Annotated in this window: 13 protein-coding genes and 1 riboswitch; all 13 genes read right to left on the reverse strand. The window is 60.5% G+C overall.

All coding sequences use genetic code 11. From position 1 onward, the window contains the following. Positions 1-471: 471 nt before the first annotated feature. Positions 472-1053 carry an alpha-ribazole phosphatase family protein gene (cobC, locus tag ABD819_RS06635; RefSeq protein WP_345122321.1) on the reverse strand — a complete coding sequence of 194 codons (582 nt, stop codon included), beginning with the start codon at positions 1051-1053 and terminating at the stop codon, positions 472-474. Further along, positions 1038-1820: an adenosylcobinamide-GDP ribazoletransferase gene (locus ABD819_RS06640; protein ID WP_345122323.1), complete on the reverse strand. Its 783-nt coding sequence runs from the start codon at positions 1818-1820 to the stop codon at positions 1038-1040. The genes cobC and ABD819_RS06640 overlap by 16 nt, the downstream gene beginning before the upstream one ends. Positions 1821-2001: 181 nt before the next feature. Further along, entirely contained in the window at positions 2002-3069 is a 1068-nt protein-coding gene (gene cobT, locus ABD819_RS06645; RefSeq protein WP_345122325.1) for a nicotinate-nucleotide--dimethylbenzimidazole phosphoribosyltransferase, read from the reverse strand. Beyond that, on the reverse strand, positions 3070-3651 hold the full coding sequence (locus ABD819_RS06650; protein WP_345122327.1) for a DUF6580 family putative transport protein: 582 nt from the start codon (positions 3649-3651) through the stop codon (positions 3070-3072). Between the two features lie 77 nt (positions 3652-3728). Beyond that, positions 3729-4121 (reverse strand): acyl-CoA thioesterase, encoded by a 393-nt coding sequence (locus tag ABD819_RS06655; RefSeq protein WP_345122329.1) that lies wholly within the window; start codon positions 4119-4121, stop codon positions 3729-3731. 191 nt (positions 4122-4312) lie between these two features. Then, positions 4313-4514, reverse strand: a riboswitch (cobalamin riboswitch). Positions 4515-5225: 711 nt separating this feature from the next. Beyond that, positions 5226-6053, reverse strand: coding sequence for a carbonic anhydrase (locus tag ABD819_RS06660; protein WP_345122331.1), 828 nt, complete (start codon positions 6051-6053; stop codon positions 5226-5228). 125 nt (positions 6054-6178) lie between these two features. Then, positions 6179-7144 carry a sodium-dependent bicarbonate transport family permease gene (locus ABD819_RS06665; RefSeq protein ID WP_345122333.1) on the reverse strand — a complete coding sequence of 322 codons (966 nt, stop codon included), beginning with the start codon at positions 7142-7144 and terminating at the stop codon, positions 6179-6181. A gap of 809 nt (positions 7145-7953) precedes the next feature. Then, positions 7954-8796, reverse strand: coding sequence for a DUF6671 family protein (locus tag ABD819_RS06670; protein ID WP_345122335.1), 843 nt, complete (start codon positions 8794-8796; stop codon positions 7954-7956). 290 nt (positions 8797-9086) lie between these two features. Next, positions 9087-12317 (reverse strand): carbamoyl-phosphate synthase (glutamine-hydrolyzing) large subunit, encoded by a 3231-nt coding sequence (carB, locus tag ABD819_RS06675; protein WP_345122337.1) that lies wholly within the window; start codon positions 12315-12317, stop codon positions 9087-9089. Positions 12318-12406: 89 nt separating this feature from the next. Continuing rightward, on the reverse strand, positions 12407-12814 hold the full coding sequence (locus tag ABD819_RS06680; protein ID WP_345122339.1) for a hypothetical protein: 408 nt from the start codon (positions 12812-12814) through the stop codon (positions 12407-12409). A gap of 91 nt (positions 12815-12905) precedes the next feature. Next, positions 12906-13991: a glutamine-hydrolyzing carbamoyl-phosphate synthase small subunit gene (gene carA / locus ABD819_RS06685; protein ID WP_345122341.1), complete on the reverse strand. Its 1086-nt coding sequence runs from the start codon at positions 13989-13991 to the stop codon at positions 12906-12908. A gap of 149 nt (positions 13992-14140) precedes the next feature. Further along, positions 14141-15364: a 5-(carboxyamino)imidazole ribonucleotide synthase gene (locus ABD819_RS06690; RefSeq protein ID WP_345122343.1), complete on the reverse strand. Its 1224-nt coding sequence runs from the start codon at positions 15362-15364 to the stop codon at positions 14141-14143. Positions 15365-15387: 23 nt separating this feature from the next. Continuing rightward, a complete protein-coding gene (gene purE / locus ABD819_RS06695; protein WP_345122345.1) occupies positions 15388-15915 on the reverse strand; it encodes a 5-(carboxyamino)imidazole ribonucleotide mutase in 528 nt (175 codons plus the stop codon). Between the last annotated feature and the right edge of the window lie 80 nt (positions 15916-15995).

Raw genomic sequence — 15995 nt, forward strand, 5'->3', positions numbered from 1 at the left:
CTGCGCTCGGCATGACGGCCTTTTCGGATAGGCTCTTAGGCGAGCAGCGCCCGCTGCAAGGCGGTTGTGACGAGCTCTTGGGCATGGTGGCCCCCACGTGCCAACCGACCACATGCTTGGTGCGCCCGTCCTGAAACGCGCCTAAATAGGCCCAGTAGCCATTGGCGAGCGGCAAATATGTGATGTCCGAAACCCATACCCGGTTGGCTTGGGTGGGCTTGGGCTGGTCGAGCGGCTGGTTGGGGGCGCAGCTGCGTTTGGGGGGCGATGTTGAGCGCCCGTGCGGCGGCTTGGGTCGAGCGGCTTTGCTCGGCCAGGCGCAAGGCTTCGGCACGGAAGGCCGCATCGTACTTGCGGTGTTTGTCAGGTTTTGGCGTGTCTTTCATGACGAAGGAAAGATGCCACCCGGTTCTGTTCAGGGTTAGCCGACCACCTCAACTTTTCGAAGTGGGCCACGCCTGTAACCCTCTCTCAGCGGTTCACGAAGCGCACTTCCCAGCGTCCGTGCTGGTGGCGCAGCCCCGATACCGACGCGAAGTCGATGACCAACTGGAAGGCCTGCGCCAGCGGCAGCCCCAGCGCGTGGCATAGCAGGCTGCGCACCGCCCCGGCGTGCGTCACCAGCGCCACCGGCCCGGCCGCGGGCGTGGCCAGCAGCGCGGTCAGCAGCGCGCCCGTGCGCTCGTGCAGGTGCGCAAAGGTCTCCCCGCCGGGCGGGGCCTGCGCCACGAAATCCGCCATCCAGGGGTTCAGCTCGGCCGCGGGCAGTTCCGCCCACGGACGGTTTTCCCAGGTGCCGAAATGCAGCTCGCGGAGCCGGACATCTTCCTCCACGGCTGTTGCCGGCCAGAGGGTTTCGGCCAGGCGGCGGCAGCGGGCCGCGGGGCTGCTGAGCACGCGCCAGGCGGGGGCATCGGGTGGGAGGGCTACGGGCAGCCTGGCCCGCAGCCGCGTGGCTTCGGCCGCGAAGGTGTCGGCCAGCGGCACGTCGGAGTGGCCGTAGCACAGGCCAGCAGCGGCCACGGCCGTGTGCCGGATTAAATAAAGCTCCATGCTGATAAGATTAATAGGAACAAGTACACCGCCACCTCAGCCACCTGCTGAATGGCCCCCAGGCAGTCGCCGGTGTAGCCCCCAATCCAGCGCTGGAAGTAGCGGGTCAGGTACCATTTCACGGCCGCCAGGGGCAGCACCACCGCCAGCACGGCCGGCCGGCGCGTCCAGGCGGCGTACAGCAGCAGCGGAAGTGCCCCCAGCAGCAGCCCGGTGGCCAGCTCCGCCCGGCCCAGCTTCTTGGCCACGGGCTTGGCTTTGCTATCCTCGTTGTCGCGGGCGTAGTCGTGGCTGAAAATGCAGGTCAGGGCCGTGGTCCGGCTCAGCGGGTGGGCCAGCAGCAGCGCCGGCACCACCAGGGCCGGCGGCAGTCCGCGCAAGGCCAGAAACTTGAGGGCCAGCAGCAGCCCCAGCCCGGCCGCCCCGTAGGTGCCCAGGCGGCTGTCTTTCATGATGTCCAGAATTTTCGACTTGGTCCAGCCGCCCCCGAACCCGTCGCACACGTCGGCAAAGCCGTCTTCGTGAAATGCCCCGGTCAACAGCACGCTGGCCACCATGCTCAGCAGCAGGGCCACGTCGTCGTTGCGAAACAGCAGCCGTGCCCCCGCGTACACGGCCGCCGCCACCGCGCCCGCCAGCCAGCCGATGACCGGGAAATACACCGTCGCCTTGTTGAGCAATTCCTCCGAATGGTCGACCCAGGCCGGGCAGGGCAGGCGGGTGTAGAACATGACGGCCGTCAGGAAGATGTGTAGTTGGCGGCGCATTGGAAGTTAAAAGTTAAAAGTTGAGAGTTAAAGGTTTAGGAATTACGCATTTGTATTAATAAAGTGTTGATTTTCAGAATATTATGCTTTCTTCACTTAAAACATAAATTATTGTCAATCAATGATATAACTTTAAAAGTGCGTAAGTCCTAAGGTTAAAGCGACTCCGGCTTTTTAACTTTTAACTCTCAACTTTTAACTCACTCTGCGAGACGCCGGCGCTTTCAAACGAAGCCATTTCAGTGAAAAAGGCCACGGCGGCCTGCACCAGCGGGTAGGCCAGGGCGCAGCCCGTGCCCTCGCCCAGGCGCAGGTCCAGGCGCAGCAGCGGCTGCACGCCCAGCACCCGCAGCAGGTGCGGGTGTCCGCCCTCGGCCGACTCGTGGCTGAAGATGCAGTACGGCAGCACGGCCGGCACCAGCCGCCAGGCCACCAGCGCCGCCGCCGAGCCAATGAAGCCGTCGATGAGCAGCACCATGCCCAGTTCGGCGGCCCGGAGCAGAGCCCCGCACAGCTGCGCGATTTCAAAGCCCCCAAACGTGGCCAGCACCGCCAGCGCATCCGTGCCATCCACGGTGGGGTGGGCGGCCACGGCGGCGGCCAGCACCGCCTGCTTACGGGCCAGCCCGGCCTCGTCGAGGCCGGTGCCCCGGCCCACGCAGCGGGCCAGCGGCACGCCGCCGAGCAGGTGCAGCAGCACGGCCGCGCTGCTGGTGTTGCCGATGCCCATTTCGCCGAAGCCCACGACGTTGCAGCCGGTGCGGTGTATTTCGTCCACGAGGGCCGCGCCGAATGCCAGCGCCTGCCGGCACTCGGCCGCCGTCATGGCCGGGGCGTGGCGGAAGTTGCGGGTGCCCTCGGCTATTTTCTGGTCGATTACCGTCGGCACGTCGGCGAAGGAGCCGCGCACGCCGGCATCCACCACGCGCAGCGTGAGGCCATAGAGGCGGCAGAACACGTTGATGGCCGCTCCGCCCGCCGCGAAGTTGCGCACCATCTGGTGGGTCACGTCGGCCGGGTAGGCGCTCACGCCCTCGGCCGCGATGCCGTGGTCGGCGGCAAACACCAGCACGTGGGGCTGGCGCAGGGTCGGCGTCAGGGTTTGCTGGATGAGCGCCACCTGCCGGGCCAGGGTTTCGAGCTGGCCCAGCGCGCCCAGCGGCTTGGTTTTGGCGTCGATTTTGGCCTGAATGGCCCCGGCCAGCGCCTCATCGGGCGGGCGCGGCGTCGGAATAGTAAACTGGCTCATCTAGGCGCGGGCCAGGCGCGGCCGGGCCAGTACCGCCGGAAAGCGCCACTGCGCCAGCTCCAGCCCGCCAAACAGCACGGTGCAGTAGAAGAGGTTGCTCAGCAGCGAATGATTGAAAAACGGCCAGCCGGCCGCGTAGCAGGCCGCCAGTCCCGTTCCCGTCTGCGGGTACGTGGCCGAGCCCAGCCACACGCCAAAGTTGGTAATCAGAAAGAACAGCACCGCCGCGCCCACGCCGGCCCCGGCCACCCGCAGCCCCGACACGCGCCCGTGCAGCCCCGCGTGGGCCAGCAGCGCCAGCAGCGCGTAGGTGCCGTACTGCCAGTAAAAGCCCGAATAAAACAGCTGCACGTGGCCCAGGTACTGGTAGTTCAGCACCAGGTCGCTCAGCCACACGCCCAGCAGGGGCACCGCCACGGCCCAGCGCCGCCGCGCGAAGTAAGCGCCCCCAAACAGGGCCATCGAATCGAGGGGAGCAAAGTTGGGCAGATGCGGCCAGTGGGGCAACGCCACCCGGCCCAGCACGGCCAGCAGCACAAACAACAGCAGTACCCAGGGGCGCGGCGTCAACAGGTTTTTCATAAAACGACAAAAAAAGGGAAGTGGTCAGTGAGAAAGTGGGGGAGTGGTGCAGGCGGTCGGGGCGGCGGGCCCCGCGGCTACCGGCCGGACGGGCACCGGGCGGCGGTGCTCATCGACGGGGCCACGAAGGTGAACAGGCCCGTGACGGCCAGCTGCCGGTCCTCGGAGTACATCTGCTCGACAAATAGCTCGACGCGCACCGGCAGGCTGGTGGTGCCCACCCGCACCACGTTGCCAATCAGCTCGACCAACGTGCCGCCGGGAATGGGATGGGTGAAATCCACTTTGTCGGACGACACCGCCACCATTTTCAGCCGCGAAAAGCGCGTGGCCGTGATAAAGGCCACTTCGTCCGTCAGGTGCAGCGTAGGGCTCCCAAACAGGGTGTCGTAGTGGTTGGTGGTGTTGGGAAAGACGGCTTTGAAGATGCGGGTTTCGGCGCGGGCAAGCTGCGGGTCGGGCGGTATCATCGGGTGGCGGGCACGGGCAAAACGGACAAGGCGATACACTGCCGGGCGGCGTTCATGCCGTCCGGGCCACGCCCGCTGTCCCCTGCTGGTTGCTCTCCTCGGTCGGCCCACTCCCGCCTCGGCCACGCGGCGGCAGCTACGGGCGGAGAACGAAGGGGCCACACCTGATAAGAGCCCCAAAGCGCGGGGGCAGCATCAGCCAGCGGAAGGCAGGTCTCCTGACTTATAACCGGGGTTCCGCCTTCTCGCCCAAGCCGGGCAATGGCTGCGTGGAACGCCGCTGCCGGCCCCGAAGGACCGGCGGTTATTTACAGTAGCGCGTCTGTCCGGGAGTTGCACCCGGTTCCCTTTTCATCCCGGCCGAAGCCGGAAACCTTCCGTTGTTGGAAACGGGCAAACGGCCCGTCTCGCGTAACGGCCGCCAAGGTACGGGTTTTCCAACCGCCAGTACGGCACCCCGGCTCCTGGTCCGCTGTTTGCGCCAGGCCGTTTCAGCGTGCGTAGGGGCAGCCCCCGCCCGCGCCGCCGGGATTCAACGTGCCGTCCACGCGGGCACGAAACGGCTCCACGTACGCAGTCCTGCACCGCCACCCGCAAGCGCATCCGGGCCGAGTTGCGGGGCATCGGCCAGCTTATTCAATTGGTGCGCGACCATCCCAAGCCACCGAAAGCCCCCGTCCAACCCAAAATCCTCAACACAGACGGCGCGGAGCCAGTGGCCCACCCACCCGACCCCACCCAGGACCAGCAGACCCTTCCATGCAAAAAAGGCCGGCCCCTTATTAAACAGCAGCTTGTTCTTACCCAAGTCTTTTTCCGACTCCCTGGAGGTAGCGCCAGGACCTTTTTTTGCTGACTGACACCATTTGAAAAGCGACCCAATGAATAGGCAACCGCTCAAAAAAGCCCTGCCGGCCACATGGCCGGCAGGGCTTTTTTGAGTTTTGGTTAAGGACAACGCCGCTGCGGCGGCCGGGGGCTTTTTCTTGCTTTGCTGAGGCGCGGTCCGGCCTTAGGCCGCCAGCCCCAACGCCAGTCCCAACGAGCAAGGCGGCCCGCAGGCCGCGCCACGCCGCAAAAAAGGCCAGTAGTTTGCTAGTCGTGCTAGTGCTTAGGGGCTTCTTCGGCGGCCGAAACGGCCGCCGTGCGGAAGGCGGGCAGGTTTTTCAGGGTTTCGGGCAGAAACTCCACCTGGCCGCCGTGCAAGCGGTATACGGCCCCCACAATCAGCACCTCGCCGTTCTTATACTTTCGGCTCAGGATGGGGTCGAGGTCGCGCAGCTCTTCTACCTGGTCGAGGACGTTTTGCCGGATGGCGTTGTCGAGCGGGTCGCCGGGCTTGCCCTTGCTTTCGGCCACGGCGTGCTTGATGCTGTTGATGAGCGTGACGATGTGGCCCGGCACGTCGGGGCGCTTCAGGGCCGCGTCCACGGCCCCGCAGCTCTGGTGGCCCATCACCACCACCAGCTTGGTGCCCAGTACCAGGGTGGCAAACTCGATGCTGCCGTACGAAGCGGCGGCCATCACCTGCCCGGCCGTGCGTACGATAAAGAGGTCGCCCAGGCCCTGGTCGAAGAGGATTTCGTGCGGCACCCGGCTGTCCGAGCAGCCCACAATCACGGCGAAGGGCTTCTGCTTCTTCTCGACTTTCAGCAGGGCGGCCAGGTCCTGACGCGGCCGGATACTCTTGTTTTCCACAAAGCGGCGGTTGCCGCCCCGGAGCGTGCGCAGGCCTACGCGCGGGTCGAGGAAGGCCGAGTCGCGGTTCACAACGTAGTGCTCGCGCCGCCACTGCACCGAGTCGATGGCCCCGGCGCGGCGCTTGGCGTTGGCGTTGCTTTTGACGGGGGCCGCCGGGCGGCTCTGGGCGTTGGCCCCCTGACGCAGGGCGCTTACCAGCAAGAGTAAAACAAGGGACCGAAGTACGAGCATGGGAATGGGAATGGGAATGGGAATGGGAATGAGGGGTTGAGGGTGAGCAACGGCGACTGCTGTAGCGAGCAAGACTTTCTTCTTATGCCGAAGAAAAACCAAATCTAAACTTATTGGCCGGGCGCTTACGTGTACTGCACGAGGGCAAAATATAGTGGCATGCCCAGCGTGATATTGAAGGGAAACGTGACCCCCAGGGCCATGGGCAGGTAGAGGCCGGGGTCGGCTTTGGGCGCGGCCAGGCGCATGGCCGCCGGCACGGCAATGTAGGAGGCGCTGGCTGCCAGGATGGCGAAGATGAACCGGTTGCCCACGCTTTCGGTAATGCCGTGGCTGGCCACGGCTACCACGCAGCCGTTGAGCAGCGGCACGAGCACGGCGAAGGCCGTCACGAAGCGCCCGTAGCGCAGGAAGGCAGTGAAGCGCCGGGCGGTTACCATACCCATTTCGAGCAGAAAAATGGCCAGAAATCCCTTGAAGATATCCGTGGTGAAGGGCTTGATGCCATCGGCCTGCTTCGTGTCGGCAATCAGGCCAATGACAAGGCTGCCGAGCACCATCAGCACGCTACCGTTGGTGAAGGCGTGCTGCACGATGGGGCCCAGCCGGGGGGCGGCTCCGGTGTCGTCGGCTTCGTAGCGCCGCATGAGCATCACGCCCACAATAATGGCGGGGGCTTCCATCAGGGCCATTACGGCCACCATGTGCCCGCCAAAATGCACCTGCTGGGCTTCCAGAAACGATACGGCCGCCACAAACGTGACGGCGCTCACCGAGCCGTAGGCCGCCGCCACGGCTCCGGCATCGGCAATGCTCAGCTTCCGCTTAAGGATGAAGAACGTGTACGTCGGAATCAGCGCCGACACCAGCAGCCCAAATCCCAGCGAGTACAGTATTTCGGTGTTAAACGGGCTGTGGGCCAGTTCCTGCCCGCCCTTGAAGCCAATGGAAAACAGCAGATACAAGGAAATAAACTTGACCGTGGTCGGCGGGATTTCCAGGTCGCTTTTTACCGCCGTCGCCACAATGCCGAGCACGAAGAACAGCAGCGTCGGGTTGGTCAGATTTAACAGCAGTAAGTGTGCATCCATGCAACAAGAGAAAAAGAGAAGGAATAAATCAGATAACCCATGAGACCTAAAGCTTGCCTATCGCACGCGGCAATGGGCAAGTGGCAGCTTAAAAGTGGCACAAAACTACCTACCGTTTTTAGTTAAACAACCACAAAAAATATATTGGCTATTAACTGTAGTAGTAAAACTATTAAAAAATAGAGTCTTGTCTTCCTCGCGAGGCGCGAAGGAATTTTGACACCAGCGCGTTTGGCTCCCTAATTGAGCCACGTAGCGTACAGTCGATAGAAAGTAGCATGAGGCTACTTCTTGCGGCAACCTACTTGGTTTTCAGAAGGCCATGCTCCGTCATCGACCTCATTCTGCCAGCCTGTTGCTTTGAGCGGGGGGTGGTGACAGGGGTGGTCCACCGACTGGCGTTGCGTTGCGTTACTACCTGCTAATAGGTGAGCTACAATAGCTCTACCAACGTCTCCAGGGCTATACCGCGGCTGCCCTTCACCAGCACCTGCCGGGGGTGCAATTCAAATTGTCGCTTACCCGATTGTTCGATTTTTAAAAAATCTCATTATCAATACTTTACACAAGGTCGTTATGAGAGAGAGTCTCCTAAATCATGCTTCGTATCTTGTTTAAAAGGCTGCTTTTTATTGCAATATGCTTGTTATCAATGAATTGTACTCAAGCGACAATTTGAATTGCACCCCCTGCCGGTTGAGCACCGGGTGTTGACGCAGCCACGCACTCGTTGCCCATCACATATGCCTGCACCGGGTTTGCATCTGTGAGTTTTCCCTACTCGTTTTAACTTGTAAATTTCGTTCCTATCAAGGGTTGCAATAGTTGCAATACATCGGGTCTTCGACGGTTTTTTTATGCGGATACAATTCTTCGGTTGTGTACTGACAATACTGGCAAACGTAAATGTGGCTGACTATCGAATTGGTCGGTAAACCGCACAAACGACACGCTAACCCTCTCTTAGCATCGGTAACGCCAAAGCCCGGTTTGCTGCATTGTGGGCAGATAGAATTTATTTTACTTATTAATTTATGGGTTGCTGCTTCAATTACCTTCATCCGGGAGGGATTGTACAACGCCCTCATATCCGTTTCAGCATAGACGGTATTAAAGTCGCTCATCAGTCCATAAAATGCGTCTTTTAATTGTTTTATATCCGTAATGCCTTTAATAATATCGCTGTTTTCATCTTTTGCCTTGCGGAGGATTAGGCCGTGAGATGGAAATTGCACGGAATAGGCAAATTCCAAAAGCTCTTCTTCCGTTTTAACTTCTCTGCCGTTAAAGTTCGTTTCGACACTCAACTCCCGCACGATAATTTCGAAATTATTCTTTTTGTCAATAAAAACTAACAGCTCATCATCGGCACTTACGAAGAACATGGAGGGGTGAGGTCCAAAAGAACCTTCGCTTGCGACGCCCAAATCGCAATCAGCTAATTCCATTGCCATCAAGCATTTGCGCCTGGCTGTTGCAACAGGGTCAAGCTCTCGCGCTATCTCCCCCGTAAAAGTGCCCAGGATATCAGTGTCAAAGTCTTCCGCTACAAAGCAGCTCACTCCCAACGCTGTTTCTAAAAGCGGGGCTATCACCTGTTCCTTGCTGTGCTTGGTGGCTATGACAAGTCTCCGGTTGCTAAAAAAACTCATTTCTATCTGGTGTTATTAGAGCCTGTTAAAAATTAGCGAACCTCAATGTTTTGAAATACCTTACGCAGCATCAAAAGACCCTTTTGATGCTGCAAGCTTACTTAGAGGCCTGCTAAAAACAGCTATTTTTGGTCCATTTTAAGCGGTGTAAGCATTCAGAATTCCTAAATTTTAACAGGTTCTTAATGCTTCATTTTGCAATCAGATACTCTTGGAGCTTCAGTTTCCAGCATTCTGGTAAATCTGTGTTTTGCATAATATTTAGCTATACGCGGACTACAAAGTCCGCGCTACATCGCCTTATACTCGTTCCAGCTCTTAATCTTCAAATCCTTCATCTCCAGCGTACAAAACGCCTTAATAAACGCCTTGGCCAGCCGCGCATTCGTCAGCAACGGCACGCCGGAATCCACGGCGGTGCGGCGGATTTTGTAGTCATTATCCAATTCGCCTTTCGAGAGGTTTTTGGGGATATTAATTACTAAATCGATTTTCTTCTCTTTCAGATAGGTCAGTACGTTGGGCTCCTGCAGGTCATCGGGCCAGAAGAGGAGGTGGCTGGGGATGCTGTTTTCGGCGAAGAAGCGGTGGGTGCCCTGGGTGGCGTAAATCTGGTAGCCGCGCTTCACCAGCAGCCCGGTGGCGGAGAGCAGCGCCACTTTCGACAGGATGGGGCCGCCGGAAATGAGCACCGTTTTCTCGGGGATTTTGTAGCCCACGCTCAGCATCGATTTCAGCAGGGCTTCCTCGGCGGTGTCGCCCAGGCAGCCTACTTCGCCGGTGCTCACCATGTCGACGCGCAGCACCGGGTCGGCACCGGGCAGGCGGGTGAAGGAGAACTGCGGGGCCTTCACGCCCACGAAGGGCAGGTCGTAGATTCGCTCGCTTTCGTCGCGCGTTACTTCCTTGCCCAGCAGCACCTGGGTGGCCTTTTTGATGAGGTTGTTGCCCGAGATTTTCGACACGAAGGGGTAGCTGCGCGAGGCGCGCAGGTTGCACTCAATCACGCTGATGGCCCCGTTTTTTTCCAGAAACTGAATGTTGAACGGACCGCTGATTTCGTAGCGGCGGGCCACCTTTTCGGCAATGATTTTGAGCTTGCGGATGGTGCCCACATACACCCGCTGGGGCGGGTAGTACATGGTGGCGTCGCCGGAGTGCACGCCGGCAAACTCGACGTGCTCGGAAATGGCGTAGCTCACGATTTCGCCCTTGTCGGCCACCGCGTCCAGCTCGATTTCCTTGGCTTCCTGCATGAACTCGGACACCACGACCGGGTATTCGGCGCTGACTTCTTTGGCCGCTTTCAGGAATTCTTCCAGCTCGAAGGCGTTGGAAACCACGTTCATGGCCGCGCCCGACAGCACGTAGCTCGGCCGGATGAGCACCGGGTAGCCCACTTCCCGCACGAACCCGTGCATGGTTTCCAGCGAGGTCAGCTCCTGCCAGCGCGGCTGGGCAATGCCCAGCTCGTCCATGATGCGGCTGAACTTGTGGCGGTTCTCGGCCTCGTCGATGTGCGCGGCCGTGGTGCCCAGAATGGGCGCGTGGGCTTCTTCGAGGCGCATGGCTAAGTTGTTGGGAATCTGGCCGCCGGTGCTCAGAATCACGCCGCCGGGCTGCTCAAAATCCAGAATGTCCATCACCCGCTCGAAGCTCAGCTCCTCGAAGTAGAGCCGGTCGCTCACGTCGTAGTCGGTCGAAACGGTTTCGGGGTTGTAGTTGATGAGGATGGTTTTGTAGCCCTCCTCGGCGGCCGTTTGCACGGCCTGCACGCCGCACCAGTCGAACTCGACCGACGAGCCAATGCGGTACACGCCCGAGCCCAGCACTACGATGGACCTGGCGGTTTCGCGGGCGAGGTCATTTTCGGTGCCGTGGTAGGTGGTGTAGAGGTAGTTGGTTTTGGCCGGGAATTCGGCGGCCAGCGTGTCAATCTGCTTCACTACGGGCAGCACGCCCAGGGCCTTGCGGCGGGCGCGCACCAGCAGCTCGTCGGCCTTCACATCGCCTTCGCCCAGCAGCTGCACGGCAATCTGTTGGTCCGAGAAGCCGGCCTTTTTTACCTCGCGCAGCAGCTTGGTTTCCAAGCCATCGAGGCCGGTGGCGCGGCCGGCGGCCAGCTGCTGGCCCAGCTCAAAAATATTGAACAGGCGCTGCAAAAACCAGTGGTCGATGCGCGTGAGCTGGTGCACCTGCTCCAGCGAGTAGCCGGCCTCAAAGGCGTTGTTAATGGCGAAAATGCGCTCCTCGTTCGGCTCGCTCAGGAGCTGGTCGATGGTGTCGCGTTCGATGTTTTCGGGCCGGTTAGCCACGAAGCCGCGCTTGCCGGTATCGAGCATCCGCAGGCCCTTTTGAATGGCTTCCTCGAACGTTTTGCCGATGGCCATCACCTCGCCCACGCTCTTCATGGCCGAGCCAATCTGCCGGTTCACGCCCGAGAATTTGCCCAGGTCCCAGCGCGGCAGCTTCACCACCACGTAGTCGAGGGCGGGCTCGAAAAAGGCCGAGGTAGTCTGCGTGACGCTGTTTTTCAGCTCGGCCAGCGAGTAACCCAGGCTCAGCTTGGCGGCCACGAAGGCCAGCGGGTAGCCCGTCGCCTTCGAGGCCAGCGCCGACGAGCGCGAGAGGCGGGCATTCACCTCAATCACGCGGTAATCTTCGGAATGCGGGTCGAGGGCGTACTGAATGTTGCACTCGCCGATGATGCCCAGGTGCCGGATGGTTTTGATGCCGATGGTGCGCAGCTTGTGGTACTCGCGGTTGCTCAGCGTCTGCGACGGGGCCACCACGATGCTCTCGCCGGTGTGGATGCCGATGGGGTCGAAGTTCTCCATGTTGCAGACCGTGATGCAGTTATCAAACTGGTCGCGCACCACTTCGTACTCCACTTCCTTCCAGCCCTTCAGCGATTCTTCCACCAGAATCTGGTCCGACGTCGTGAAGGCCTGCCGGGCCAGGGGGCGCAGCTCGTCCATATTATTGGCGAAGCCGCTGCCCAGTCCGCCCAGCGCAAAGGCCGCCCGCACGATGATGGGGAAGCCGATGGTTTCGCCGGCGGCCAGGGCGGCGGCCATGGTCGTGCAGGCCACGCTGCGGGCCGAGAGCACGCCAATCTGGTCGAGCTTGACCTTGAAAATCTCCCGGTCTTCGGTGTCGATGATGCTCTGCACGGGCGTGCCCAGCACGCGCACGCCGTACTGCTCGAACACGCCGGCGCGGTACAGGGCCACGGCGCAGTTCAGGGCCGTTTGGCCGCCAAAGGCCACCAGAATGCCATCGGGCCGCTCTTTTTTGATGACCTCCTCCACGAAGTAGGGTGTCACGGGCAGGAAGTACACGTCGTCGGCCATGCCGTCGGAGGTCTGCACGGTGGCGATGTTGGGGTTGATGAGGATAGTAAGGATGCCTTCCTCCTTCAGCGCCTTGAGGGCCTGCGAGCCGGAATAATCGAACTCCCCGGCCTCGCCAATTTTCAGCGCGCCGGAACCGAGGATGAGTACTTTGTTGGGTTTGTTCATTAGGTCGTGCAACGTTCGCCTCACCCCCCAGCCCCCTCTCCGAAAAGGAGAGGGGGAGCCTGACGATTAAGGAGATACTTTTGAAGTGTTTATTGGTTTGCCTTCTTGCTTATATATCTTATGTTCATTGTTTCGCACTCATAGAATATCATTTCAGCGTCACCAAAAACTAGCATTGTGCCCAATCCATGACCTACTGTTGCAGCTATAGCCTCTTTTGTATTTAAAAATTTAGCATCTATCTTTTTGTTCTCACTGATGACATAGCAAGTAGTATTAGCTACGCCGTTCTTTTCAGTAGACGTTAGAATTATATCTTCTTCAATTCCATTCACAGGAGTAAATAGCGAGGGTTCAAGAAAATTAAAATGAGACAAGTCTTTAATAAATTTCACCCTGTTCTTTTCCGAAGAAACAAATTGGATATAACGGTCGCGCTTAGACTTATTAACGAACCTTTTAATTACCTTAACTTCCAAGCTGATATTTGAAGCCATAATGCAGGCAAGTAATTAAATGGTAGATATTTATGCAGTCTCAGCTCCCCTTCTCCTTTTCGGAGAAGGGGCCGGGGGATGAGGCGTTTCGTTATGCTGTCTGGCCCTGCTTATACGCCACCACCGCTTTCAAAAAGTCATCAAACAGAAACTCAGTATCCTCCGGCCCGCCAGCGGCTTCGGGGTGAAACTGCGTCGAAAAGAACGGTTTTGAATTATGCTTAATCCCTTCGCAAGTTCCGTCGTTCAGGTTCTCAAATAGTATTTGCCACTCAGCGGGTAGCGTTGCGGTATCCACCGCGAAGCCGTGGTTCTGGCTGGTGATATAGCAGCGCTGGGTGCCGGTGAGCTTCACGGGCTGGTTGTGGCTGCGGTGGCCGTATTTCAGCTTGAAGGTGTCGCCGCCCGCCGCCAGGCCCATGAGCTGGCTGCCCAGGCAGATGCCGAAAATAGGCTTGTCCTGGGCCAGGGCCTTTTGTAGGTGCCGGATGGTGGCCTCGCACATTTTGGGGTCGCCGGGGCCGTTGCTCAGGAACAGGCCGTCGTAGGCTAGGGTCGTGAAATCGTAGTCCCAGGGCACGCGAATCAGCTCCACATCCCGCTCCAGGAAGCAGCGGATGATGTTGGTTTTGGTGCCGCAGTCCACGAGCACGATTTTGTGCTGGCCGCTGCCGTAGTGCCGGATGCCGGCCGGGCTCACCTGCGCGACCAGGTTGTCGCGGTTGGGGTCGTGGAAGGGCACGTCGTCCTCGGCCACGATTTTGCCCAGCATCGCGCCTTTTTCGCGCAGCTTCTTGGTGAGCATGCGGGTATCGACGCCGCAGATGCCGGGGATATTGTACTCCTTTAGCCAGTCGCCGAGGCTTTTGGCGGCGTTCCAGTGGCTGTGCTCCTCAGAGTAGTAGTTCACCACCAGCCCGGCAATGTGGATTTTGTCGGACTCGAAAATCCGGGAAATCGACTCGTAGAGCTCCTCGCCGGGCACGCCGTAGTTGCCCACCATGGGGGTGGTGAGCACCAGAATCTGGCCGGCGAAGGACGGGTCGGTGAGGTTTTCGGGGTAGCCGGTCATGGCCGTGCTGAACACGACTTCGCCGGCGGCGGAGGTGAAGGCGCCGAAGGATTCGCCTTCTATCGTGGTGCCGTCTTCGAGGGTTAGGGTTACTGTTTTGGTCATGATGGATGAACGTAGGAAGAACGTCATGCTGAGCTTGTTGAAGCATCTCTACCGCTTCGTTGAATGGCTCAGCCGAAGCGGTAGAGATGCTTCGACAAGCTCAGCATGACCGCTCGTTTAATGTGAATTTTTTCTAACACAAACGGCCTCTATATGGTATCCAGCCCCGGCAAGCCTAGCAAACCAGCGGCGCGCCGCGCTACGGTTTTGACACTGGCGACATCCGGGCCGGTGATGGTCAGGTGGCCCATTTTGCGGCCTGCGCGCACGTCCGATTTGCCGTACAGATGCAGGTGCGCGCCCGGCAGGCTCAGCACAGCATGCCAGTCCGGCTCCCGCAGTTGACCGCTGGCGTCGAACCACACATCGCCCAACAGGTTGAGCATGATGGCCGGGGAATGCTGGCGCGGCTGCGGCAAGGGCAGGCCCGCCATGGCGTGGACCTGCAGGTCAAACTGCGACACGTCACAGGCGTCCAGGGTGTAGTGGCCGCTGTTGTGCGGGCGCGGGGCCATCTCGTTGACAACCAGGCCGCCGTGCTCGCTGCCGTCGTCCACCACAAAAAACTCGACGCACAGCACCCCGACATAGCCGATATGCTGCGCGATGGAAACAGTCGCGTTGCGGGCACGAGTTGCCAGGGCGGGCGGCATATTCCCTTCGTAAGTGTGGGTCACGGCCAGAATGCCATCGACGTGCAGGTTGCGTTGCGGCGCGAAGCTGACGACCCGCCCGTCCCAGCCGCGCGCCACCAGCACCGAACACTCGGCGGTTAGCGGCAGCATCTTTTCCAGCACGCAGGCGGCGGCGCCCAACTCCGCCCAGGCGGCGGCCAGCTCAACGGCCGTCTTGACGCGGACCTGGCCCTTGCCGTCATAGCCCATGCGCGCGGTTTTCAGGATACCGGGCAGCAAATCCGCCCGGTCGGCCTGGACGGCCTGCAGCTGGGCCAGCGTTTCAATCACCGCATAGGGCCCGCAGCTCACCCCCGACACATCAGCGCAGGCTGCGAAGTGGGCCTTTTCCTCGATGCGGTTTTGGGCAATGCCCACTACGGCCGCGCCGGGTGCCACGGGTCGGGTCAGGGCCAGCGCTTGCAGGGCCTGGGCGGGCACGTTTTCGAACTCGGTGGTGATGGCCTGGCACAGCTGCGCCAGCTGCGCCAGCCCGGCCGGGTCGTGGTAGTCGGTCTGGATGTGGTGGTGACTCACCCGCCCGGCCGGGCTTTGCGCGTCGGGCTCCAGCACGGCGGTGAAGTAACCCAGGCGCTGGGCGGCGTGCACAAACATCCGGCCCAGCTGGCCGCCACCCATCACCCCCAGGGTAGCCGGCTGGCCCGCGGCATCCGTACTGCCTGGAAAAATAGGGGTCATCGCGGCAACTTGGTTATTGGCGTTCATAGCGGCAGCATCATAGCGCGGGCGGCTTCGGTTTGTTCGGCGCGAAACGCCTGCAGCCTGGTCGCCAGGTCCGCGTCGTGCAGGGCCAGCATGCTGACCGCGAACAGCGCGGCATTGGCCGCCCCCGCATTGCCAATGGCAAACGTGGCCACCGGCACCCCTTTGGGCATTTGCACGATGCTGTGCAGCGAATCAACCCCCTGCAAATGGCGACTGGCCACCGGCACGCCCAGCACGGGCACCGTGGTTTTGGCGGCCATCATGCCCGGCAGGTGGGCGGCCCCACCCGCGCCGGCAATGATGGCCTGCAAGCCGCGCGGGCCGGCTTGTTCGGCGTAGGCAAACAAGTCGTCGGGCATGCGGTGGGCCGACACCACGCGCGCTTCGTGGGCCACGCCAAAGTGCGCGAGCATCTGCACGGCATGCTGCATGGTGTCCCAGTCGCTGCTGGAGCCCATGACAACGCCAACCAGGGGTTTGTCCGGGGCGGCGCTGGGGGTTTCGGGGGTGGAAAGAGTGTTCATCGGAGTTATTTGGTTGTCATGCTGAGCGAAGGCGCAGCCGTAGTCGAAGCATCTCTACCTCACGTTTGCGGCCGTGTAGA

This window comes from Hymenobacter antarcticus (assembly GCF_039539545.1).
GTDB classification, from domain to species: Bacteria; Bacteroidota; Bacteroidia; order Cytophagales; family Hymenobacteraceae; genus Hymenobacter; species Hymenobacter antarcticus.

What these genes read in the sequence shown, in the direction of transcription:
- cobC (WP_345122321.1), bottom strand. Translation starts at nt 1,053, where the DNA reads ATGGAGCTTTATTTAATCCGGCACACGGCCGTGGCCGCTGCTGGCCTG.
- ABD819_RS06640 (WP_345122323.1), bottom strand. Translation starts at nt 1,820, where the DNA reads ATGCGCCGCCAACTACACATCTTCCTGACGGCCGTCATGTTCTACACC.
- cobT (WP_345122325.1), bottom strand. Translation starts at nt 3,069, where the DNA reads ATGAGCCAGTTTACTATTCCGACGCCGCGCCCGCCCGATGAGGCGCTG.
- ABD819_RS06650 (WP_345122327.1), bottom strand. Translation starts at nt 3,651, where the DNA reads ATGAAAAACCTGTTGACGCCGCGCCCCTGGGTACTGCTGTTGTTTGTG.
- ABD819_RS06655 (WP_345122329.1), bottom strand. Translation starts at nt 4,121, where the DNA reads ATGATACCGCCCGACCCGCAGCTTGCCCGCGCCGAAACCCGCATCTTC.
- ABD819_RS06660 (WP_345122331.1), bottom strand. Translation starts at nt 6,053, where the DNA reads ATGCTCGTACTTCGGTCCCTTGTTTTACTCTTGCTGGTAAGCGCCCTG.
- ABD819_RS06665 (WP_345122333.1), bottom strand. Translation starts at nt 7,144, where the DNA reads ATGGATGCACACTTACTGCTGTTAAATCTGACCAACCCGACGCTGCTG.
- ABD819_RS06670 (WP_345122335.1), bottom strand. Translation starts at nt 8,796, where the DNA reads ATGAGTTTTTTTAGCAACCGGAGACTTGTCATAGCCACCAAGCACAGC.
- carB (WP_345122337.1), bottom strand. Translation starts at nt 12,317, where the DNA reads ATGAACAAACCCAACAAAGTACTCATCCTCGGTTCCGGCGCGCTGAAA.
- ABD819_RS06680 (WP_345122339.1), bottom strand. Translation starts at nt 12,814, where the DNA reads ATGGCTTCAAATATCAGCTTGGAAGTTAAGGTAATTAAAAGGTTCGTT.
- carA (WP_345122341.1), bottom strand. Translation starts at nt 13,991, where the DNA reads ATGACCAAAACAGTAACCCTAACCCTCGAAGACGGCACCACGATAGAA.
- ABD819_RS06690 (WP_345122343.1), bottom strand. Translation starts at nt 15,364, where the DNA reads ATGACCCCTATTTTTCCAGGCAGTACGGATGCCGCGGGCCAGCCGGCT.
- purE (WP_345122345.1), bottom strand. Translation starts at nt 15,915, where the DNA reads ATGAACACTCTTTCCACCCCCGAAACCCCCAGCGCCGCCCCGGACAAA.